Origin of the sequence: Halarchaeum grantii, from assembly GCF_014647455.2 — an archaeon.
Lineage (GTDB): Archaea > Halobacteriota > Halobacteria > Halobacteriales > Halobacteriaceae > Halarchaeum > Halarchaeum grantii.
Map to the genome: position 1 here is coordinate 933,743 of NZ_BMPF01000001.1, position 18,556 is coordinate 952,298.

The following is an 18,556-nucleotide window of genomic DNA, read 5'->3' on the forward strand; positions in this document are numbered from 1 at the left end:
GAGTGGTCGTGGAGGAAAAGGCGGTGCCGGCCTCAGGTCGCGCGGCGTTCGCGGGCCTTCGGGCGGAGGTTGTTGTAGCCGCACTTGCGGCAGTGGTCGGCTTCCTTGGGGTTGCGCGCGTTACAGCGCATGCAGACCTGCTTGTCGAGAAGCCGGTCCTCGATGGATTGCTCGGACATACCCCTGAAATCGACGTGCAGGCGGTTAAGGTTTTAGAAACGCGCGTCTACTCGTCCGGGTACTTCGGCTCGAACTGCTCGGCGCGCGCGAGCGCCGTCTCCACGACGTCCCGAACGTCGCCGTGGTAGGTGTCGCCGTGGCCCGCGTACATGTGCTCGACGCCGTCGGGCATGCGTCCGAGGAGGCGCTCGATGCTCTCGACGAGGTCCGAGCGGGACTGGCCGGGCATGTCGGTGCGCCCGAAGCTCCCGTAGGCGAACGCGCCGTCGTCGTGGACGACGACGTCCCCGGAGAAGAGCGTCGACTCGGAGACGAACGCGAGGTGGTCGTCAGCGTGCCCGGGCGTGTGGACGGCGTCGAACGTCTCGTCGCCGATGGCGACCGTATCGCCGTCCGCGAGCGCGTGGGTTCGGCGCGGGTGGTCGGCGTACGCGTGGACGTCGGGGTCGAACGCCTCGCAGACGGCGTCGAGTTCCTCGACGTGGTCGCCGTGCTGGTGGGTGAGCACGACGGCGTCGAGCGTCTCGGTGTGCTCGGCGACGACGTCCGCGACGCCCGCCATCGCGCCCGCGTCGACGAGGACGTCGCGCTCCCCCAGTGCGAGGTAGGCGTTACACGTGAACGATTCGGCCTCCGCTGTGACTTCCTCGACCCGCATACGCACACCTACACGGCCCGATTTTAAATAGGCGGTTCCTTTTTGAAGCCGAGACCCTTAGGGATAGTCATGGGCTTTGGTAGCTACGACGAATCCGAGCAGGAGCGTCAGCAACTCGACTCCGCCGGCGACGACGGGGAAGGCGTCGAGACGGAGCAGAACGCCCACGAGGGTGAAGTCGAATACGAGATCGACGCAAGCAACGACGAACTCCTCGACAAACTCCAGGACATCAAGGGCGAGTAAGGTGAAGTCGGGTGCCCGTGCGCTCGGGGTCGCCGAATCCTACGCCCCGGACGCCGAGCGCAGCACGCTCGCGGGCGCCGTCGTCCGCGCCGACCGCGTCGTCGACGACTTCTGTTTTCGCTCCGCCACGGTCGGCGGAACCGACGTGACCGAGGCCGCGATCGACATCTGGGAGTCGCTCGACCGCCCGGACGTCCGCTACGTCCTCGTCGCGGGCGTCGCGCTCGCGTGGTACAACGTCCTCGACCTCGGGCGCCTCCACGACGCCGTCGAGCGCCCCGTGGTGGCGGTGAGCTTCGAGGCGAGCGGCGGCCTCGAAGCGGCCATCGAGCGCGAGTTCGCGGGGGACGCGCGGGACGCGCGCCTCGCCGCCTACCGCGCGCTCCCCGAGCGCCACGCGCTCGACGTCGGCGGCGACACGGTCTACGTCCGGTCGGTCGGCTGCGACGACCCGGACGCCGTCGTCCGCGCGTACACGCCGGAGGGCGGCCGCCCCGAGCCGCTACGGGTCGCCCGCGAGGCCGCACGCGCCGCCGACGACTACCGGCGAACCCCGGACGCTTAACGTCCGCGACGCCGACGCTCGGGTATGAGCGAGAGCGAGAACACGACCGGGCTCTGCGTCGAGGGCTGTGAGGAGTGCCCCGACCTCGTCGCCTCCCGGAGCCGAATCGTGAACGGCGTCGGCCCCGCCGATGCGGACGTCGTCTTCGTCGGCGAGGGCCCGGGCGCGAACGAGGACGAGCAGGGCGAGCCGTTCGTCGGGCGCAGCGGCGACGTCCTGAACGCCGCGCTCGCCGACCACGGCCTCAGCAGGGGTGACGTCCGCATCACGAACTGCGTACGCTGTCGGCCGCCCGAGAACCGCGACCCCACGGACGCGGAGCTCGCGAACTGCCGGCCGTACCTCGACGCGGAACTCGAAGCCGTCGCCCCGGACGTCGTCGTCGCGCTCGGGAAGGTGCCCGCCCAGCACCTCCTCGGCCGCGACGTCGCCGTCACGAAGGAGGCCGGGACGATAGAGACGGTCGCGGTCGGCGACGCGCGCCTCGACGTCCTCATCTGCGTGCATCCCGCCGCGACGCTCTACGACCGCTCGCAGGAGGACACCTTCGAGTCGGCCATCGAGAAAGTCGCCACCATCGTCGGCGCCGAGGGCGGGCAGTCCAGCCTCGGCGACTTCTAGGCGGTCTATCGCTCCCCGGGGTCCTTCTCGTAGGCCCGGAGGCGCTCGTACTCCTCGCGCGTGATGCGCAGCACCGTGCCGTGCTTGAAGCCGTACGGGAAGGCGAACTCGTCGTCGGCGCGCTCGAACGCCGAGTCGAGGGAGTCCGCGACGAACGGTACGTAGCCCTGCGTCTCCGGGTCGCCGCCGAAGTAATCGAGGAAGAGACACCAGCGGCCGTCGTCGAGGCGGAACGCCGTCGGCGCCTCGTAGCGCGCGCCGTCCAAGCCCGCCATCGTCCGGTCGAACGCGGGGACGCGCGTGAACGGCCCCGTCGGGCGCTCGCTCTCCAAGAGGACGATGCCCGTCGGGTTCGACTGGCTCTTCGCGAAGCAGTAGTAGGTGCCGTCCTCCTCGTACATCGCGGAGTCGATGACGCCGCCGTCCGGGTTCCGGTAGAGGAGCTCGGGGTCGGAGAACGACTCGAAGTCCTCGGTGCGCGCGTAGTAGAGCGCCATCTCCTCGTAGTCGTCGTCTTCGTGCGAGGACGACCAGTGGACGACGTAGTCGCCGTTCTCGCGGTCGTAGGTGATGTCGGGCGCCCAGAGGCAGCCGAACCGGCCGTCGCCGAGTTCGACCATGCGCTGCTCCGACCACGCCACGAGGTCCGCGGACTCCCAGAGGGCGAGCGCGTCGCTCCCGTTCCGGGTTATCTCCTCCCACGAGCCGTCGTACTGGTTCACCATCCCGTAGGAGAGGCTGAGGTCCGTCCCCATGATGACGAAGCGGCCGTCGTCGGTCCGCGTGATCGTGCAGTCGCGCACGCCCTTGTCGCCGTGATAGCTCCAGAGGACCGGGTCGCCGCCGTTCACCGGCTCCCAGTTGAAGCCGTCCTCGCTGACTCCGAAGTACACCTGTTCCCCGTCCGGCGTCCGCGTCTCGCGGAAGTGAACGAACAAGTACGCCGCCATACGGTGGCCTCGTCGGGCGGCGTCGTATCGGTTTCGTTTCCTCCTGAACGTTCGGGATGGATTTGTGAGGGCGCGTCGGCGACAGGGAAACCGACTTGGTTCGCCGTCCCCCACCGTTCCGTATGAGCACGCAGTCCTCCCGCGAGACGGTGGCGGACGTCGTCGTCGTGGACTACGGCCTCGGGAACCTTCGGAGCGTGACGCGCGGCCTCGAGCGCGCCGGCGCGCACGTCGCGGTGTCGGACGACCCCGACGACCTCGACGACGCGGACGGCGTCGTCCTCCCCGGCGTCGGCGCGTTCGGCGACGGCATGGAGAACGCCGGCCCCTTCAGGGACGCCCTCGACGAAGTCGCGGCCTCGGAGACGCCGCTCTTCGGCATCTGCCTCGGGATGCAGATGCTCCTCGACACGAGTGAGGAGGCCGACCGCGAGGGCCAGGGCGACGTGGACGGCCTCGGACTCGTTCCGGGGACGAACGTCCGCTTCGACGACCCCGCCCTGAAGGTCCCGCACATGGGGTGGAACGAGCTCCACGTCGAGCGCGAGCACCCGCTCGTCGCGGGCGTCGACGGCGAGTACGCCTACTTCGTCCACTCCTACTACGCCGACCCCGACGACGACGGCCACGTCGTCGCCACCACCGACTACGGCGCCGACTTCCCGTCCATCGTCGCGAACGACGACGGCACCGTCTTCGGCACCCAGTTTCACCCCGAGAAGTCCGGGGAGACCGGCCTGCGCATCCTCCGGAACTTCGTCGACCTCTGCGCGGAGTCCTAGCGGAGGCGCACGGCGTCGACGTATCTCCTTACCTCGGCCTCCCAGACGACCGAGATACCGACGGCGACGAGGCCGTCGGTCGCCGACTCGACCGGATACTCGTAGGTCCGCCAGCCGCCGTGGTCCTCGACGGCCCGCGTGGTGTCGAAGGCGCTCTCGGTGAGCGGGCGCTCCGGGCCGGCGTACGCGGCCACCTTCGTGATGGTGTTGAACGACTCCTCGGGGCTCCAGACGTCGACGGCGAGCGTGTCGGCGTCGGAGAGGTCGGTGGTCTGTGCCACCCAGAGCGTCCCGTCGTCCTGCCGACCGTCGATGAAGAACGACGCGGCGCGCGACCCCTCGCTCGCCTGCTCGTCCGAAACCGTGACCGCCGAGGCGACGGGTGCGCCCGTGTTCGGGTCGGTCGGGAGCTCGCGCCCGCGCTCCCATCCCGCGAGGCCGCTCTCGAAGCCCCCGTTCGCCAGCCCCGCCGTCGTCGGCGCGCTACAGCCAGCGAGCGTCGTGAGGCCGGCGGTCGCGAGCGCGCCCGCCGTCGCGAGGAACGAACGTCGATGCACGTCGGGGCCGTCGCGCGCCACCCTCAAAACGACTGTCGCCGCGCGTCCGCGACCGCGCGCAGCGTCGGTCCGTGGCGCGCGAGGTCGTCCGCGAGGGCCGCGAGGTCGTCGGCGTCCGCGAACGCGTAGCAGCCGTCAACGTAGTCGAGCGCGGCGCGAATCCCGGGCGCGACCGGTCGCCACTGCGGGTCGGCGGCGAGCGGGTTCAGCCAGAGGACGCACCGGGCGCGCCCGGAGAGCCACGCCAACTCGTCGCGCAACCGGGACGTATCGCCGCGCTCGACGCCGTCGCTGACGACGACGACGGTGTCGCGCCGACCGACGGCCGCCGAGCGCTCGTCGTGGAGCGTCGCGAGCGCGTCGCCGATGCGTGTGCCGCCGCCCCACTCGACGCCGCCGGCTTCGAGCGCGCGCCCGGCGGCTTCCGGGGAGTCGGCGTCGAACGCCGCGCTCACGTCGCGGAGCGCGGTGTCGAAGAAGAAGACCGGCGTGCGCCGCCAGCGAGCGCGGACCTCGCGACAGAACGCGAGCAGGGCGTCCCGGTCGAGCGCGTCGATGACGGAGCCGCTGACGTCGACGAGGACGACGCCGCGCGCGGCGCTGCGCTCGCGCTCGCGCTCCGGGAGGGAGAGCGGGACGCCGCCCCGACTCGCGTTCGCGCGGAGCGCGCGCCGGACGTCGGGTCGGCCGTCCCCGCCGGTCCAACGCCGGCCGGGAAGGGAGGCGACGGCGTCGGTGAGGGCCGCGACGGCGCGCGACACGTCCACCTCGCCGATACCGTCGAGGCTGACGCGCTCGCTCGCGCCGTCCGCGCTGTACTGGTCGCCCGCGTTCGCGCCGTCGCCGGTGCCGACGCCGCCCGCGAGGCCGTCCCCGGGCGCACCGCCGACCGAGGCGTCCACGTCGCTGACGGTCTGGCCGGGCGCGTCCGCCGCGCCCTCCGCGCTCGTGCCGAGCGTGGCGGTGTCATCGTCGCCGTACGCGGCGTCCGCCCCGCGGAGGCGCGCCCAGAACGTCTCGAAGCGCGCGTCGAGCGCCTCGACGTCCGCGGGGCGCGTGCAGAGCGTCGCTCGAAGCGCGGTACGAACCCCTGCCTTCTCGGGGTCGTCGAGCGCCGCGAGCGCGTCGGCGGCGGCGAGCGCGCCGTCAGCGGGGACGGCGACGCCCGCGTCGCGGAGGTCGGCGACGAGACGCACCAGTTCCGCCCGAACGTGGTCGGCGATCACGTCCGGGAGCGGGCGTCCGCGAGGACGGCTTCGATGGCGTCCGCGTCGACCTGCTCGACGTCGTCGGCGTCCTTCAGGAGACAGCCGAGCGTCGCGCGCACGGCCTCGGCGTCGAGGCTATCGTAGTCGAGCGCGGCGAGCGCCTCCGCCCAGTCGAGCGTCTCCGCGACCCCCGGCGGCTTCCGAAGGGGACGCTCGCGCAGGGCGTTCGCGACGCCGCAGACGGTCGCCGCCGTCTCGTCGTCGAGCGCCGGGACCTTGCGCGCGACGATCTCGCGCTCGCGCTCGACGTCCGGCGCCTCGACGTGGCAGTAGAGACAGCGCCGCTTCAGGGCGTCCGAGAGCGCGCGCGTCCGGTTCGACGTGAGTATCACGACGGGCGGGCGCGTCGCCGAGACGGTGCCGAGTTCCGGGATGGAGACCTGGAAGTCCGAGAGCACTTCGAGCAGGAGCGCCTCGAAGGCCTCGTCCGCGCGGTCCACTTCGTCGACGAGCAACACGGGCGGGCGCTCGCCGTCGTCCGCGCTCGCGATCGCCGCCAGCAGCGGGCGTTCGAGGAGGTACTCCTCGCTGAAGACGGAGGCGTCGCCCTCGACGCTCCGCTCGGCGCCCTCGACGGCGAGCAGTTGCTTCGTGTAGTTCCACTCGTAGAGCGCGCTCTCGGCGCTCAACCCCTCGTAGCACTGGAGGCGCACGAGGTCGGTGTCGAAGCCGGCCGCGAGCGTCTTCGCGAGCTCGGTCTTCCCCGCGCCGGGCGCGCCCTCGACGAGCAGCGGCTTCCCGAGTCTGAGCGCGAGGAGCGCGCTCGTCACGACGTCCTCGGAGGCGACGTAGTCCTGGTCGTCGAAGGCCGCGCGCACGTCGGCCTCCGTCACGTCCGCGAAGGCAGTCATCGCCCACCCCTAGACGCCGGACGGTGAAAGCCCCGACGCTCGCGCTCAGAGGAACTCCCGAACTTCCGAGTAGTACATGTCGTGGTGGTCGACGGCGCCGACGCGCTCGGCGATCTCCGTGGCGAGGACGTGCCAGCAGCGCTGGCTCGGGTCCTCGGAGTCGAGGTTGTACTGGCTGTCCCGGCACGTACAGCCGCCGTCCTCGACGACGTACTCGTCCTCGTGGCCGACGACGACGGTGAAGTCGTTGTACTGCTTCACGCGGCCCTCGCCGACGGCGTCGACGGCGCGCCGGCCCCGGTCGCCGTGGGCGGCGAGGAGGCGCGCGACGACGTCCGGCGTGAGTTCGCCCGCGTCCGCGAGCGCGTCTCGCCAGTCGCCGCGCTCGTCGGTCGTCCCGTCGGCGTCGCCGGCGTCGGCGTCGTCGGCCGTCACTGCTCGCACGTATTCGACGGCCGGGTAAAGAGCGTGTGGTTCGCCGCGCACGGGTGCGTGTCGTGTCCTTTAGGGTCGCGCCGCCCCGAGTGCGCCCATCATGGAGGTCACGGAGGGCGCAGTGACGGTCGACGTCTCCGAGCAGTCCGGGGAGGCCATCGAGGACGCGGTGTTCTTCAACCCCGAGCAGGAACTCAACCGGGATCTGACGGTGGCGGCGCTGCGCGCCTACCGGGAGCGCGAACCGCGCGCCGAGACGTACCTCGACGCGATGGCCGCCTCCGGCATTCGCGGTGTGCGCGCCGCGAACGACGGCTGGACGGCGACGCTCGTCGACCGCGACCCGGACGCCGTCGCGCTCGCGGAGGCGAACCTCGCGCGCAACGACTGCGAGGGCGACGTGCGCCACGACGACGCCAACGCCGTCCTCTGGGACCCACAGCGCGCCTTCGACGTCGTGGACCTCGACCCCTTCGGCACGCCCGCGCCCTTCCTCGACGCCGCGTTCGCGAACACGCGCGACCTCGTCTGCGTGACCGCGACCGACACCGCGCCGCTCTGCGGGGCGCACCTCAAGTCCGGTATCCGGAAGTATCAGACCGTCCCCCGGAACACCGAGTACCACGCGGAGGTCGGCGTTCGCGTCCTCCTCTCCGCGATGGCGCGCTCGGCGGCGCGCTTCGACGTCGGCATCACGCCCGTCCTCACGCACGCGACGCGCCACTACGTCCGCACGTACGTCGACCTCACGCACGCCGCGAGCGCCGCGAACGACGCCGTCGACGCGCTCGGGCACGTTCATCACTGCCCCGAGTGCCTCTGGCGCACCCACGAGTATGGCCTGCGCGCCGACCGCCCGGACGCCTGCCCGAACTGCGACGGCACGAACCTCCTCACCGCCGGCCCGCTCTGGCTCGAGGCCACCCGCGAGGACGCCTTCCTCGAGCGCGTCCGCGGGCAGTTGAGCGACGACATGGCGACGAAGGAGACCGCCGACGGCCTGCTCACCGACCTCCGAGAGGAGCTCGACACGCCGACGCACTACGACCAGCACAAGCTCTACGGGCGCTGGGGCGAGCCCGCCGTGGGCATGGACGAGTTCCTCGGCGCGCTCCGCGACGCCGGCCACGCCGCCTCGCGGACCCACTACGGCGGCACGACGTTCAAGACGGACGCGGACGTCGCCGAAATACGCGACGTCGCGCCCTGAGGGATGGAACGCCTCACCGACGCCGTCGCCGTCGCGCGCGCGGTCGTCGACCGGTCCAGCGACGCCGGCATCACCTTCCTCGCGGCCGCCGTCGCCTACTACGCCTTCGTCTCCCTCGTCCCGCTCCTCCTGCTCGCGCTCGCCGTCGGCACCGCGCTCGTCGGCGAGCGGGTCGCCGGCTACGTCGTCGGTACCACCGGCGCGTTCCTCACGCCCGCCGGCCAGCAGCTCGTCCGCGACGCCATCGCGGACGCCGCCGGCCGCAGCGGCGCCACCGTCGTCGGCGTCCTCGTGCTCTCGTGGTCCGCCCTCCGCGTCTTCCGAGGCCTCGACATGGCGTTCTCGCGCGTCTACGGCCAGCCGGAGGCCGAGCCGCTCGCCCAGCAGCTCGGCGACGGCCTCGTCGTGCTCTGCGCGGTCGGCGTCGCCGTCTTCTGCGCCGCCGCCGTCGGCGTCGCCGTCCCCTACGCCTTCGGCGGCGCGCTCGGCGACGCCCTCGGCACCGTCGCGCTCGTCTGCGTGCTCGTCTGCGTCTTCCTCCCGCTCTACTACGTCTTCCCGGACGCCGACGTCGCCCCGGGAGAAGTGTGGCCGGGCGCCGCGTTCGCGGCCGTCGGGTGGACGCTCCTCGCGGACGCCTTCCGCCTCTACACGACCTACATCGACGACTATCGCGTCTACGGCGTGCTCGGCGCCGCCGTCCTCCTCAGCACGTGGCTGTACGTCTCCGGGACTGTTATCATGGTCGGGGCGGTACTCAACGCCGTGCTCGCGGGACGAACAGACGAGACGGAGGCTGAACCGGACGGGAAGCGGGTCGAAACGGACGGCGGGCGCACCGAGCCGACGCCCGACGTCACGGAGCTCCAGCACCGCGTCGAGTCGCTCGAGCGCCAACTCGACGAGAAGACCCTCCACCGGGACGCCATCGAGGACGACCTGAAGGGGTACGTCCGCTCGCGCGTTCGGCGCAACCACGCCCGCGGCTGGGGCCCCTATCTCGTGCTGCTCTACGGCACCGTGATGACGCTCGGCGCGTTCTACTGGCTCGAGAGCGACGGCCTCGCGATTCTCGCCATGGTCGTCGTCTGGCTCTCCACGCTCGGCCTCTACGTCCTCATGGTGCTCTTCGGCGCCGGGCTGAACGCCCTCGGCGTGCCCGGGAAGGCCGTGGGTTGGCTGCGCTCGAAGCAGTGAGAGGCGTCGGCGTCACGAGCGCGCTCACGGACGCGCTCCCGTCCGCGCTCGTGCCCGTCCTCGAACTCCTGACGCAACTCGGCGACGCGTGGTTCGTGATGGTCGCCGTCGCCACCGTCTACTGGGTCGGCCCCCGCTACGGCCTCCTCAGCGCGCGCGACGCCACGCGCTACGCCGCCGTCGGCCTCGCCGCCTTCGGCGCCATCGTCGCGCTGAAAGGCGTCTTCGCGCTCCCGCGCCCGCCCGCCAGCGTCGCGCTCGTCCACACCGACGGCCACGGCTTCCCGAGCGGCCACGCGACCGCCGCCGCCGCACTCTACGGCGGCGCCGCCGCCCTCTTCGCGCGGCCGGCGCGACGGACGCGCTGGCTTCTCGCGGCCGGCTTCGTCGCCGTCGTCAGCGCCACCCGCCTCCTCCTCGGCGTCCACTACCTCGCCGACGTGCTCGCGGGCGCGCTCGTCGGCGCGCTCGTCGTCGCGTGCGTGCTCGCGCTCACGCGTCGCCGCCATAGCCTCGGCTTCCTCTTCGCCGCCGCGCTCGGCGTCTGTGCGCTCGCCGCCGCCGGGCCGACGGTCGACGCGCTCGCCTCGGTCGGCATCACGCTCGGCGCGCTCTGTGGGTACGCGGTCGCGACGCGCTACGGGCGCGCGCGCGTCAGCGCACCGCTGGCGCTCTGCGGCCTCCTCGTCTTCGGCGGGTTCGGCATCGCCGCGCTGAAGGCGCCGCTGCCCGGATACGGCGTCGTAATAACGAGTATGGTGGCGGGCGCCGGCGTCCTCGCGCTCCCGGCGACCCGGTCGCTCAGTCAGAACTTCTCGAGGTAGCGCTCCTTCTCCCAGTCGGAGACCTGGATGCGGTAGCCGGTGTGCTCCTCGCGCTTGGCCTCGATGAACTTCTCGGTGATGTGCTCGCCGAGCGCGTTCTGGACGACGTCGTCCGCCTCGAGGGCGTCGACGGCCTCGCCGAGGTTCGCCGGGAGCGTCTCGATGCCGTACTCCTCGCGCTTGGCCTCGTCGAACTCGTAGATGTTCTCGCGCACCGGGTCGGGCGCCTCAAGGCCCTGCTCGATGCCGTCAAGACCCGCGTGGATGAGCGCGGCGAACGCGAGGTACGGGTTACAGGACGGGTCCGGGAAGCGCGCCTCGATGCGGGAGGCGGCCGGGACGCGCGCGGCGGGCTTGCGGATGAGCGCGGAGCGGTTCCGGTCGGACCACGCGACGTAGACCGGGGCCTCGTAGCCGGGGACGAGGCGCTTGTAGGAGTTCACCGTCGGGTTCGAGACGGCCGTGATGGCGGGCGCGTGCTCGAGGATGCCCGCGAGGAACTGGTGGGCGGTCTCGGAGAGGTCGAACTCGTCGTCCTCGTCGTGGAAGGCGTTCTCGCCGTCCTCGAAGAGCGAGAAGTGCGTGTGCATCCCGGAGCCGTTGATCTCCGCGATCGGCTTCGGCATGAACGTCGCGTGCAGGTCGTGCTCGGCGGCGATGGCCCGAACGACCGTGCGGAAGGTGCCGACGTTGTCGGCCGTCGTGAGCGCGTCGTCGTACTCGAAGTTGATCTCGTGCTGGGACTCCGCGACCTCGTGGTGGGAGGCCTCGATCTCGAAGCCCATCTCCTCGAGGCCCTTGATGATGTCGCGCCGGACGTCCGCCGCGAGGTCCTTCGGCGCGAGGTCGAAGTAGCCACCGACGTCGGAGAGTTCGGTCGTCGCGCGGCCCTCCTCGTCCTCCTCGAAGAGGAAGAACTCGGGTTCGGGGGCGGCGTTGACCTCGTAGCCCATCTCCTCGGCCCGATCGATCGCGTTCTTCAGGACGCGGCGCGGGTCGCCCTCGAAGGGCTCGCCCGTGGACGTGTTGATGACGTCACAGATGAGGCGGGCGGATGCGCCGTCTTCGCGCTTGCGCCACGGGAGAACGGAGAACGTCTCGGGGTCCGGCTTCAGGCGCATGTCGGACTCCTGAATGCGGACGAAACCCTCGATAGAGGAACCGTCGAAGTAGATACCGTCAGTGAACGCCTTCTCAGCCTGCTCGGCCGGCACGGAGACGTTCTTCACGGTCCCCATAATGTCCGTGAACTGGAGTCGGAGGAAGTCGACGTTCTTCTCCTCGATCTCGTCCAGAACGTCCTGTTCCGTCTCGCTGAGGCCACCGTCTGCAGCGTAGTTGCCGTTCGTCATTGGTTACGTCGTTCGATGCAAACGCACGGAATACTAAAGCGGTTCCGGTCCTTGCAAATCTTTTCGCCACCCGGGGAAATGGACGTTCGTTAAATTCTAATGCCCCGGACGCGTCTAGGACTGTATGACCTACGAGAACCTCGACGCCGAGCTGATTAACGCGTTGCTGGGGGACGGGCGGGCGAGCCTGCGGAGCCTGGCGGAGGAGCTCGACGTGTCGGTGACGACGGTGTCGAACCACCTCTCCGACCTCGAAGACGAGGGCGTCATCAGGGGCTACACGCCGATCGTGGACTACGACAAGTTGGGGTACGACGTGACGGCGATCCTGCAGTTGAAGGTCGAAGGGGGCGCGCTCCCGGACCTCACCGACCGGTTGCGCGCGCACAAGCAGATGGTGTCGGTCTACGAGGTGACCGGCGACTACGACGTCATCGCCGTCGGCAAGTTCACCGACACCGATGACATGAATACCCTCATCAAGGAGTTGCTCGGCGACGCCGACATCAACGAGTCCGCCACCAGCGTCGTCCTCGACGCCGCTGTCGAAAACCAGCAGTTCCAACTCGACATCGACGGCGAGTAACTCCCCCGCCGTTCTGCGGTTTCAGCGCGACGCGTAGGTACGACTGTGCGCGGAGCGGCAAAGAAGAACGGATGGGCCGAACGGTCGGCGGGCGATACGCGAGCGACTCGGGGGCGAAACGCGGCTTCTTCGGAAGCCGGAGTTACATCATGCCGCCCATGCCGCCCATGCCGCCCATGCCGCCTGCGCCGCCGGGGCCGCCCTCGTCGCCACCCTTGTCGGTGGAGAGGTCGCCGGCGGAGATGATGTCGTCGATTTTGAGAACGAGGTTCGCGGCCTCGGTGGCGCTACTGATCGCCTGCTCCTTCGCGTGCGCGGTCTCGACGACACCGGCGTCGAGGGAGTTCTCGAGGTCGCCCGTGAGGACGTTCAGGCCGGTGCGGCTCTCGCCGGACTCGTGCGCGGAGCGCAGGTCGACGAGGATGTCGATCGGGTCGAGGCCGGCGTTCTCGGCGAGGACGCGCGGAACGAGTTCGAGGGAGTCCGCGAACGCCTCGACGGCGAGCTGCTCGCGGCCGCTGACGGAGTCCGCGTAGTTGCGGAGCTGGTCGGCGACCTCGACTTCGATGGCGCCGCCGCCGGGGAGGACGCGACCGTCCGAGATCGTCTGCGCGGCGACGTCGAGCGCGTCGGTGACGCCGCGCTCGAGCTCGTCGACGACGTGGTCGGTGGAGCCGCGGAGGATGAGCGTGACGCCGTGGGCGGTCTCACCGGTGCCCTCGATGTAGAAGAGCTCGTCCTCGTCGTCGCGACGGACGCTCCCGCGACCGAGGTCGGCCTCGGTGAGGGCATCGAGGTCGGAGACGATGGTCGCGCCGAGGACCTCCTTCAGGAACTCGACGTCGGACTTCTTCACGCGGCGGACGGCGAGGATGCCCTCCTTCGCGAGGTAGTGCTGGGCCATGTCGTCGATGCCCTTCTGGCAGAGGACGACGTCCGCACCACTGTCCACGATCTTCTGAACCTTCTCCTTGAGCTGCTTCTCCTCCTGGTCGAGGAACTGCTGGAGCTGGTCGGGGCTGTCGATGCTGACGGAGGTGTCGGCGTTGGCCTCCTCGACCTCGATGGCCTCGTTGAGGAGGAGGACGTCCGCGTCGTCGAACTCGGTCGGCATCGAGTCGATGACGGGGTCCTTGGAGACGGTCGCGCCCTTGAGGAGCTCGGACTCGGAGACGGCGCGCCCGGTCTGCGTCTCGATGTTGATGTTCGCGACGTCGACGACGGTGGAGCCGTCGTCGGCGTCGACGGAGACGGCGCGGAGCGCCTCGTAGAGGAGGCCGCTGAGGAGTTCCTTGTCGATCTCGGCGCTCTTGCCGGTCATGGAGGTCTCGGCGACGGAGCGCACGAGGTCCTCGTCGTCGGGGTCGACGTCGACGGCTTCCTCGTCGACGAACTCGCGGGCCTTCTCGCTCGCGAGGTTGTACCCCTTGATGACGGCGGTCGGGTGGATGTCCTGCTCGAGGAGGCCCTCGGCGTTCTTGAGGAGTTCACCCGCGATGGCGACGGCGGTCGTCGTCCCGTCGCCGGCCTCGTCCTCCTGGGTTTCGGCGACTTCGACGATCATCTCGGCCGTCGGGTTGTCGATGTCCATCTTCTCGAGGATGGTGACGCCGTCGTTCGTGATCGTGACGTCACCCATGTCGTCCACGAGCATCTTGTCCATCCCCTTCGGGCCGAGCGTGGAGCGCACGGCGTCCGCGACGGCGCGAGCCGCCGAGATGTTGTGCTCCTGCGCGTCCTTGTCCTTTACTCGCTGCGCGTCGTCGCCCATGATGACCATCGGCTGGCCCTGCATACGTCGCTGAGACATCGTCACCGCAAGGATTGTTTGTCCTTCTATATAAAACTTTCTGCAACTGGTTCCCCGGACGGCCGCGAGAGGGGCTGAGAACCGAGTATCGTGATAGTCGTTACCGTGGGTCGTGGCGTTCGGACCCGGCTTCGCGCTCGGGGGACCGCCGCGAGGCCGGACGACGGCGAGAGCCGCGCGAACGACGGAGCGCCGCGAGGCCGACGGACGCGAAGGCTTTTTTCGCTGCCCGTCGGCGACGGACGTATGGGAACACGAACGCTCGCCGAGAGCGCCGACTCCCGAACCGGTCTCGCCGCCGCCCTCGTGTCCCGGCTCGTCGCGGGCGCGCTCGGCTGGCTCCTGATCGGGGCCGGTGTGCTCGGCGTCGGATACACCCTCGTTCGCGCGCTCGGACCCGCACCCCAGAGCGCGGTCGGAAGCACACTCGCGCTCGCGGCGTCGCTCGCCGCCGTCGCGGTCGGCGTCTACGGCCACCCCGGCTTCCGCGAGCGACTCCGCGCCCGCCGCGACTGACCGGTCCCCTACATTTAACGCCCGCGTGCGTCAACTCCGACTCATGTCCGCCCTCCCCGTCTCCGTCGGCATCGCCCTCCTCGCCGTCGCCGCGTTCGCCGGCGTCTACGGTCGCCGCCAGCACCGCCGGAGCGCGCTCGTCCGGGCCACCGAGACGACCGACGTCCGAGACGTCCGCGAGGAAGGCCGCATCGAGTTGCGGGGCACCGTCCGCGCCGCCGAGCCGTTCGACTCCCCGATTCGCGGCCACCCGGCCGCCCTCGCCGCATGGGAGGTCGAGGAGTGGGACGAGCGCGGCAACTCCGAGATGTGGGAGACGCGCGCCGAAGGCGTCTACGCGACGCCGTTCGCCCTCGACGACGGCACCGGCCGCGTCACCGTCGACGTCGGCGACCACGTCAGCGACGTCTCCTCGGGCACCGGCATCCACGAGATACAGGTCGGGCCAATCGACGTCGACCGCCTCACCGACGTCGGCGTCTCCGCCGACGACGTTCTCGCCGTCCTCGACGAGTTCGCCGTCGGCGTCAGCGTCCCCCCGGACGCCGACCCGCCCGAGCGCATCGCCGATTTCGTCCGGGGCGAAGCCGGGCTCGCGGGGCAGAGCGACTCCGTCACGAACGTCCTCGATTTCGGGACGGCGCACGGCGAACGCCGCTACTACGAGGGGGTCCTCGCGCCCGGCGACGACGTCTACGTCCTCGGGCACGCACGCGCCACCGAGGGCGCCACGCACCCGCTCAAGCCCGAGGGCGTCGTCGTCACCCCGGTCGAGGGCGAGACGTTCATCGTCTCCGACCGGCCCGAGTCCGAGCTCGTCGATGCGTTCGGGGCCTACCGATACGCGTACGCCGGCGCCGCGCTCGCCGCCGCCGTCGGGGTCGGCGTGCTCGCGGTCGGCCTCGGCGTCGTCTAGGCCGGTGCGCGTTCGCGTCCGGTCACCGAACGGGCGGACGCGGCGCTCGTCGGCGGGAAATCCAGAGAGAAGACGCCGGGACTGGGATTTGAACCCAGAACCCCATAAGGGGACACGCTTTCCAGGCGTGCGCTTTGCCATTCGGCCATCCCGGCCTGCATTCCCTCGTAACTCGGTCGTCGGTTTAAACCCTTCTTTTCGAGTCAGGGCCGGGCGACGCGCGCGCCGGCCGCGCCCGCGACGCCGACGACGACGGCGACCGCGAGCAGGACCGGGAGCGCGGGCCGACCGCCGATCGCGTAGTACCCGAGGCCGAGTATCAGGAACGCGAGCGCGGCGACGGCGCCCCACGCGGCCGTGGGCGCGGCCGGCATCTAGTCGCGCTGGGCGGCGACCGCCTCGATCTCGACCGCGACGCCCTTCGGGAGGTCGGCGACCGCGAACGCGCTCCGGGCGGGCGGGTTGTCCGTGAAGTACTCGCCGTAGGCGTCGTTCATCTCCGCGAAGTCGTCGATGTCCGCGAGGAGGACCGTCGTCTTGAGGACGTCCTGCATCGTGAGGCCCTCCTCCTCGAGGATGGCCTTCACGTTCTCGAGACACTGGCGGGTCTGCGTCGAGACGCCCTCCTCGCTGAGGGTCTCGCCGTCCGGCGTGAGCGGGATCTGTCCGGCGGTGTAGACGACGTTCCCGTCGGTGGTCGCTTGGCTGTACGCGCCGACGGCGGCGGGCGCGTCCGGCGTCTCGATGATGCGTTTCATGCGCGGACTGTAGTCGTCCCCGGACTTAACTGTGGGCGCGTTTCGCCGACCACCACGGTATTTTGCACGCGGCCGCCAACGGACGCGCATGCGCCGACTCCGCGTCGCCCTCCTCGCGGCCGTCGCCTCGCTCCTCACCCTCGCCGTCGCGGGCCTCCGCCGCGCGCGCCGACGCGCCGCCGGTATCCCGCTGAGCCCCGTCACCGCAGGCGCACGCGTCGGGGCCGACTTCCCGGAGCGCGCCGGCCTCACCACGGGCGAGGAGCCCGCGGGCGAGATGGACGACATGGCACACTACGCCCGCGACGGCTTCGACCCCGAGCGCGTCCACCCGAGCGTCCGGGCGTTCTACGAGTCGACGAGCGACTACCCGATGACGGCGACGGTGACGTGGCACCGCGGCTTTCGGCTGGGCGCGGCGCTCGCCGCGCGCGTCACGAGCGCCGTCGAGCAGTTGAACCTCCCCGGCCCGTTCGCGGCGTCGACGGTCGCGCTGACGAGTCGCTTCGCCGACGTCCGCGCGGACGCCGACCCGCGCGACGACGTCCGGGCGTGGGTGCGCACGGACCGCGAGACGGGCGAGGCGGTGTTCGTCGCGCTCTACGGGAGCTACGAGCGCGACGGCGAGCGCTACGTCACGGTCGCCGTCCCGCTGCCGTGGGCGAACCTCTCGACGGTGCTCCGCCTCGACCACCACGACGGCGACGGCGCGGGCGCCACGGGCGTCGCGCTCACGACGCTGTCCGGCGACGACCCCGGCCTCTATCTGGTGACGCCGCTCGGCACGCTCGCGCTGCCGCTCGAACAGCGCTTCACCGTCCGCCCGGACGGGGACGGCGTCCGGGCGACGCAGACGATGTGGGTCCGTGGCGTGCGCTTCCTCACCATCGAGTACGACGCCGAGCGCGACGCCTGAGTCTCAGACGAGGAGTTCGACCTCGTAGCCCTCCGCGCGGAGGCGCTCGAGCAGACCCTCGACGTGCTCCTCGCCCCGAGTTTCGAGGTCGAGTTCGACTTCGGCGTCCGAGAGCGCGACGTCCCGGTTCGTCCGGTCGTGCTGGATGGCGTAGATGTTCGCGCGCTCGTCCGTGAGGACGTCGAGGAGGGTGTCGAGCGCGCCCGGGCGGTCCTTCAGGACGGTGCGGAGCTTGACGTAGCGGCCCTGGTCGACGAGGCCGCGCATGACGACGGTCGTGAGCAGGTTGAGGTCGATGTTCCCGCCGGAGAGCACGGGGACGATTGTCTCTCCCTCCTCGTAGACGTACTTGCCGGTGAGGAGCGCGGCGAGCGGGACGGCGCCCGCGCCCTCGACGAGCGTCTTCCCGCGCTCCAGGAGGAGGACGAGCGCGTTCGCGATCTCGGCGTCGCTCACGGTGACGACCTCGTCGACGCGCTCGCGGATCACGGGGAAGGTGTGTTGGCCGACGCCCCGAACGGCGATGCCGTCCGCGATGGTGTCGACGTGCTCGAGTTTCTGCACGCTCCCCTTCCGGAGGCTGTCCGCGACGCTCGAAGCGCCCTCGGCTTGGACGCCGACAACGGTGACGTTCGGCGCGATGCCCTTCACGGCCGTCGCGACGCCGCTGATGAGGCCGCCCCCGCCGATGGGGACGACGACCGTGTCGACCTCGGGGAGGTCCGCCAGTATCTCGACGCCGATGGTGCCCTGTCCCGCCATCACCGCCTCGTCGTCGAAGGCGTGGACGTACGTGCGGCCCTCGGCGGCCTCGATGTCGTGGGCGCGCTCGGCGGCCTCGTCGTAGTCGACGCCGTGCAACTCGACGGTCGCGCCGTAGCTTCGGGTGGCCTTCACCTTCGAGATGGGCGCGGTTTCGGGCATCACCACGGTCGCGTCGACCCCCGCGCGCGTCGCCGCGAGCGCGACGCCCTGCGCGTGATTCCCCGCTGAGGCCGTGACGACGCCCGCCTCGCGCTCCGCGTCGGTGAGGCGCGTGATGCGGTTCGCGGCACCGCGAACCTTGAACGACCCGGTGCGCTGGGCGTTCTCGAGCTTCAAGTGGACCTCGGTACCGGTCATCGACGAGAACGTGTAGGAGTGATCGAGCGGCGTGTGCCGCGCCACCTCGCGGACGGCGGCTTCGGCCTCGCGGACGTCCTCCAGTTCGAGCATGGTGGGAGTAGACGGAGGTGTCCCTAAGCGGTTCGGGTCAACGGAGAACGGGGGACGCGTGTGACGATTCGACCCACGTACCGGACCCACATAAGCACGCGGATACCGGAGTGAAAGTGAAGCCGGCGGTGCCGCGACCCGCA

General features: G+C 70.8%; 23 protein-coding genes and 1 tRNA gene. 11 read left to right on the plus strand and 13 right to left on the minus strand.

Annotated features, from left to right (window positions below; genetic code table 11):
• Positions 1–32: 32 nt before the first annotated feature.
• Positions 33–179: a 50S ribosomal protein L40e gene (locus tag IEY12_RS05080; RefSeq protein WP_123074975.1), complete on the minus strand. Its 147-nt coding sequence runs from the start codon at positions 177–179 to the stop codon at positions 33–35.
• A gap of 47 nt (positions 180–226) precedes the next feature.
• Positions 227–838 (minus strand): MBL fold metallo-hydrolase, encoded by a 612-nt coding sequence (locus IEY12_RS05085; RefSeq protein ID WP_188879869.1) that lies wholly within the window; start codon positions 836–838, stop codon positions 227–229.
• Between the two features lie 69 nt (positions 839–907).
• Here IEY12_RS05085 and IEY12_RS05090 point away from each other — a divergent pair, with 69 nt between their 5' ends.
• Genes IEY12_RS05090 through IEY12_RS05100 form a run of 3 tightly spaced genes read left to right on the plus strand, consistent with a single transcriptional unit; the run spans position 908 to position 2,270 of the window.
• Positions 908–1,084 (plus strand): DUF5786 family protein, encoded by a 177-nt coding sequence (locus tag IEY12_RS05090; RefSeq protein ID WP_188879871.1) that lies wholly within the window; start codon positions 908–910, stop codon positions 1,082–1,084.
• 1 nt (position 1,085) lies between these two features.
• Positions 1,086–1,649, plus strand: coding sequence for an endonuclease dU (locus IEY12_RS05095; protein ID WP_188879874.1), 564 nt, complete (start codon positions 1,086–1,088; stop codon positions 1,647–1,649).
• 24 nt (positions 1,650–1,673) lie between these two features.
• Entirely contained in the window at positions 1,674–2,270 is a 597-nt protein-coding gene (locus IEY12_RS05100; protein WP_188879879.1) for a uracil-DNA glycosylase, read from the plus strand.
• 5 nt (positions 2,271–2,275) lie between these two features.
• On the opposite strand, the gene IEY12_RS05105 is transcribed toward IEY12_RS05100, so the two are convergent.
• Positions 2,276–3,220, minus strand: coding sequence for a glycoside hydrolase family 43 protein (locus tag IEY12_RS05105; protein ID WP_188879881.1), 945 nt, complete (start codon positions 3,218–3,220; stop codon positions 2,276–2,278).
• A gap of 122 nt (positions 3,221–3,342) precedes the next feature.
• Between IEY12_RS05105 and hisH the strand changes: the two genes are divergently transcribed.
• The gene (hisH, locus tag IEY12_RS05110) at positions 3,343–4,002 is read left to right on the plus strand and encodes an imidazole glycerol phosphate synthase subunit HisH (protein WP_188879883.1); all 660 of its coding nucleotides are present in this window, start codon (positions 3,343–3,345) and stop codon (positions 4,000–4,002) included.
• Here the strand turns inward: hisH and IEY12_RS05115 are convergent.
• From IEY12_RS05115 to IEY12_RS05130, 4 genes are read right to left on the minus strand one after another with little or no spacing between them, the layout of a single operon-like run.
• Positions 3,999–4,559: a hypothetical protein gene (locus tag IEY12_RS05115; protein ID WP_188879886.1), complete on the minus strand. Its 561-nt coding sequence runs from the start codon at positions 4,557–4,559 to the stop codon at positions 3,999–4,001. The two genes, hisH and IEY12_RS05115, sit on opposite strands and share 4 nt — an antisense overlap.
• A 23-nt stretch (positions 4,560–4,582) precedes the next feature.
• On the minus strand, positions 4,583–5,785 hold the full coding sequence (locus tag IEY12_RS05120; protein WP_188879888.1) for a VWA domain-containing protein: 1,203 nt from the start codon (positions 5,783–5,785) through the stop codon (positions 4,583–4,585).
• Positions 5,782–6,678, minus strand: coding sequence for an AAA family ATPase (locus tag IEY12_RS05125; RefSeq protein WP_188879890.1), 897 nt, complete (start codon positions 6,676–6,678; stop codon positions 5,782–5,784). Before IEY12_RS05125 ends, IEY12_RS05120 begins: the two co-directional genes overlap by 4 nt.
• 45 nt (positions 6,679–6,723) lie before the next feature.
• Positions 6,724–7,113 (minus strand): hypothetical protein, encoded by a 390-nt coding sequence (locus tag IEY12_RS05130; RefSeq protein ID WP_123074955.1) that lies wholly within the window; start codon positions 7,111–7,113, stop codon positions 6,724–6,726.
• Positions 7,114–7,213: 100 nt separating this feature from the next.
• Here IEY12_RS05130 and IEY12_RS05135 point away from each other — a divergent pair, with 100 nt between their 5' ends.
• Genes IEY12_RS05135 through IEY12_RS05145 form a run of 3 tightly spaced genes read left to right on the plus strand, consistent with a single transcriptional unit; the run spans position 7,214 to position 10,344 of the window.
• A complete protein-coding gene (locus tag IEY12_RS05135) occupies positions 7,214–8,323 on the plus strand; it encodes a tRNA (guanine(26)-N(2))-dimethyltransferase (RefSeq protein ID WP_188879892.1) in 1,110 nt (369 codons plus the stop codon).
• A gap of 3 nt (positions 8,324–8,326) precedes the next feature.
• Positions 8,327–9,520: a YihY/virulence factor BrkB family protein gene (locus tag IEY12_RS05140; protein ID WP_188879894.1), complete on the plus strand. Its 1,194-nt coding sequence runs from the start codon at positions 8,327–8,329 to the stop codon at positions 9,518–9,520.
• Positions 9,517–10,344 (plus strand): phosphatase PAP2 family protein, encoded by an 828-nt coding sequence (locus IEY12_RS05145; RefSeq protein WP_229870944.1) that lies wholly within the window; start codon positions 9,517–9,519, stop codon positions 10,342–10,344. The genes IEY12_RS05140 and IEY12_RS05145 overlap by 4 nt, the downstream gene beginning before the upstream one ends.
• Here IEY12_RS05145 and glnA read toward each other — a convergent pair.
• Positions 10,326–11,696, minus strand: a complete 1,371-nt coding sequence (glnA, locus tag IEY12_RS05150) for a type I glutamate--ammonia ligase (protein ID WP_188879898.1) — start codon at positions 11,694–11,696, stop codon at positions 10,326–10,328. The genes IEY12_RS05145 and glnA overlap by 19 nt on opposite strands.
• A 124-nt stretch (positions 11,697–11,820) precedes the next feature.
• Between glnA and lrp the strand changes: the two genes are divergently transcribed.
• Entirely contained in the window at positions 11,821–12,282 is a 462-nt protein-coding gene (gene lrp / locus IEY12_RS05155) for an HTH-type transcriptional regulator Lrp (protein ID WP_188879900.1), read from the plus strand.
• A gap of 142 nt (positions 12,283–12,424) precedes the next feature.
• Here the strand turns inward: lrp and thsB are convergent, their stop codons facing one another.
• Positions 12,425–14,092, minus strand: a complete 1,668-nt coding sequence (thsB, locus tag IEY12_RS05160) for a thermosome subunit beta (protein WP_188879902.1) — start codon at positions 14,090–14,092, stop codon at positions 12,425–12,427.
• 246 nt (positions 14,093–14,338) lie between these two features.
• Between thsB and IEY12_RS05165 the strand changes: the two genes are divergently transcribed.
• Both IEY12_RS05165 and IEY12_RS05170 read left to right on the plus strand, forming a co-directional pair.
• Complete coding sequence (locus IEY12_RS05165; RefSeq protein ID WP_188879904.1) at positions 14,339–14,608, plus strand: hypothetical protein; 270 nt, start codon at positions 14,339–14,341, stop codon at positions 14,606–14,608.
• A gap of 43 nt (positions 14,609–14,651) precedes the next feature.
• Positions 14,652–15,524 carry a hypothetical protein gene (locus IEY12_RS05170; RefSeq protein WP_188879906.1) on the plus strand — a complete coding sequence of 291 codons (873 nt, stop codon included), beginning with the start codon at positions 14,652–14,654 and terminating at the stop codon, positions 15,522–15,524.
• A 73-nt stretch (positions 15,525–15,597) separates the two neighbouring features.
• Here the strand turns inward: IEY12_RS05170 and IEY12_RS05175 are convergent.
• The 3 genes from IEY12_RS05175 to IEY12_RS05185 form a co-directional block, all read right to left on the minus strand.
• A tRNA-Ser gene (locus IEY12_RS05175) sits at positions 15,598–15,679 on the minus strand.
• A gap of 48 nt (positions 15,680–15,727) precedes the next feature.
• The gene (locus IEY12_RS05180; RefSeq protein WP_188879908.1) at positions 15,728–15,898 is read right to left on the minus strand and encodes a DUF7981 family protein; all 171 of its coding nucleotides are present in this window, start codon (positions 15,896–15,898) and stop codon (positions 15,728–15,730) included.
• Positions 15,899–16,282 (minus strand): RidA family protein, encoded by a 384-nt coding sequence (locus tag IEY12_RS05185; protein ID WP_188879911.1) that lies wholly within the window; start codon positions 16,280–16,282, stop codon positions 15,899–15,901.
• Positions 16,283–16,370: 88 nt separating this feature from the next.
• Between IEY12_RS05185 and IEY12_RS05190 the strand changes: the two genes are divergently transcribed.
• Positions 16,371–17,198 carry a hypothetical protein gene (locus IEY12_RS05190; protein WP_188879923.1) on the plus strand — a complete coding sequence of 276 codons (828 nt, stop codon included), beginning with the start codon at positions 16,371–16,373 and terminating at the stop codon, positions 17,196–17,198.
• A 3-nt stretch (positions 17,199–17,201) separates the two neighbouring features.
• Here IEY12_RS05190 and ilvA read toward each other — a convergent pair whose 3' ends face one another.
• Positions 17,202–18,413 (minus strand): threonine ammonia-lyase, encoded by a 1,212-nt coding sequence (gene ilvA, locus IEY12_RS05195; protein ID WP_188879928.1) that lies wholly within the window; start codon positions 18,411–18,413, stop codon positions 17,202–17,204.
• Positions 18,414–18,556 lie beyond the last annotated feature (143 nt).

Bases quoted from the DNA above. Each gene is read 5' to 3' on its own strand.
- IEY12_RS05080 (WP_123074975.1), bottom strand. From the start codon at position 179: ATGTCCGAGCAATCCATCGAGGACCGGCTTCTCGACAAGCAGGTCTGC.
- IEY12_RS05085 (WP_188879869.1), bottom strand. From the start codon at position 838: ATGCGGGTCGAGGAAGTCACAGCGGAGGCCGAATCGTTCACGTGTAAC.
- IEY12_RS05090 (WP_188879871.1), top strand. From the start codon at position 908: ATGGGCTTTGGTAGCTACGACGAATCCGAGCAGGAGCGTCAGCAACTC.
- IEY12_RS05100 (WP_188879879.1), top strand. From the start codon at position 1,674: ATGAGCGAGAGCGAGAACACGACCGGGCTCTGCGTCGAGGGCTGTGAG.
- IEY12_RS05105 (WP_188879881.1), bottom strand. From the start codon at position 3,220: ATGGCGGCGTACTTGTTCGTTCACTTCCGCGAGACGCGGACGCCGGAC.
- hisH (WP_188879883.1), top strand. From the start codon at position 3,343: ATGAGCACGCAGTCCTCCCGCGAGACGGTGGCGGACGTCGTCGTCGTG.
- IEY12_RS05125 (WP_188879890.1), bottom strand. From the start codon at position 6,678: ATGACTGCCTTCGCGGACGTGACGGAGGCCGACGTGCGCGCGGCCTTC.
- IEY12_RS05135 (WP_188879892.1), top strand. From the start codon at position 7,214: ATGGAGGTCACGGAGGGCGCAGTGACGGTCGACGTCTCCGAGCAGTCC.
- IEY12_RS05140 (WP_188879894.1), top strand. From the start codon at position 8,327: ATGGAACGCCTCACCGACGCCGTCGCCGTCGCGCGCGCGGTCGTCGAC.
- glnA (WP_188879898.1), bottom strand. From the start codon at position 11,696: ATGACGAACGGCAACTACGCTGCAGACGGTGGCCTCAGCGAGACGGAA.
- lrp (WP_188879900.1), top strand. From the start codon at position 11,821: ATGACCTACGAGAACCTCGACGCCGAGCTGATTAACGCGTTGCTGGGG.
- thsB (WP_188879902.1), bottom strand. From the start codon at position 14,092: ATGTCTCAGCGACGTATGCAGGGCCAGCCGATGGTCATCATGGGCGAC.
- IEY12_RS05165 (WP_188879904.1), top strand. From the start codon at position 14,339: ATGGGAACACGAACGCTCGCCGAGAGCGCCGACTCCCGAACCGGTCTC.
- IEY12_RS05170 (WP_188879906.1), top strand. From the start codon at position 14,652: ATGTCCGCCCTCCCCGTCTCCGTCGGCATCGCCCTCCTCGCCGTCGCC.
- IEY12_RS05180 (WP_188879908.1), bottom strand. From the start codon at position 15,898: ATGCCGGCCGCGCCCACGGCCGCGTGGGGCGCCGTCGCCGCGCTCGCG.
- IEY12_RS05185 (WP_188879911.1), bottom strand. From the start codon at position 16,282: ATGAAACGCATCATCGAGACGCCGGACGCGCCCGCCGCCGTCGGCGCG.
- IEY12_RS05190 (WP_188879923.1), top strand. From the start codon at position 16,371: ATGCGCCGACTCCGCGTCGCCCTCCTCGCGGCCGTCGCCTCGCTCCTC.
- ilvA (WP_188879928.1), bottom strand. From the start codon at position 18,413: ATGCTCGAACTGGAGGACGTCCGCGAGGCCGAAGCCGCCGTCCGCGAG.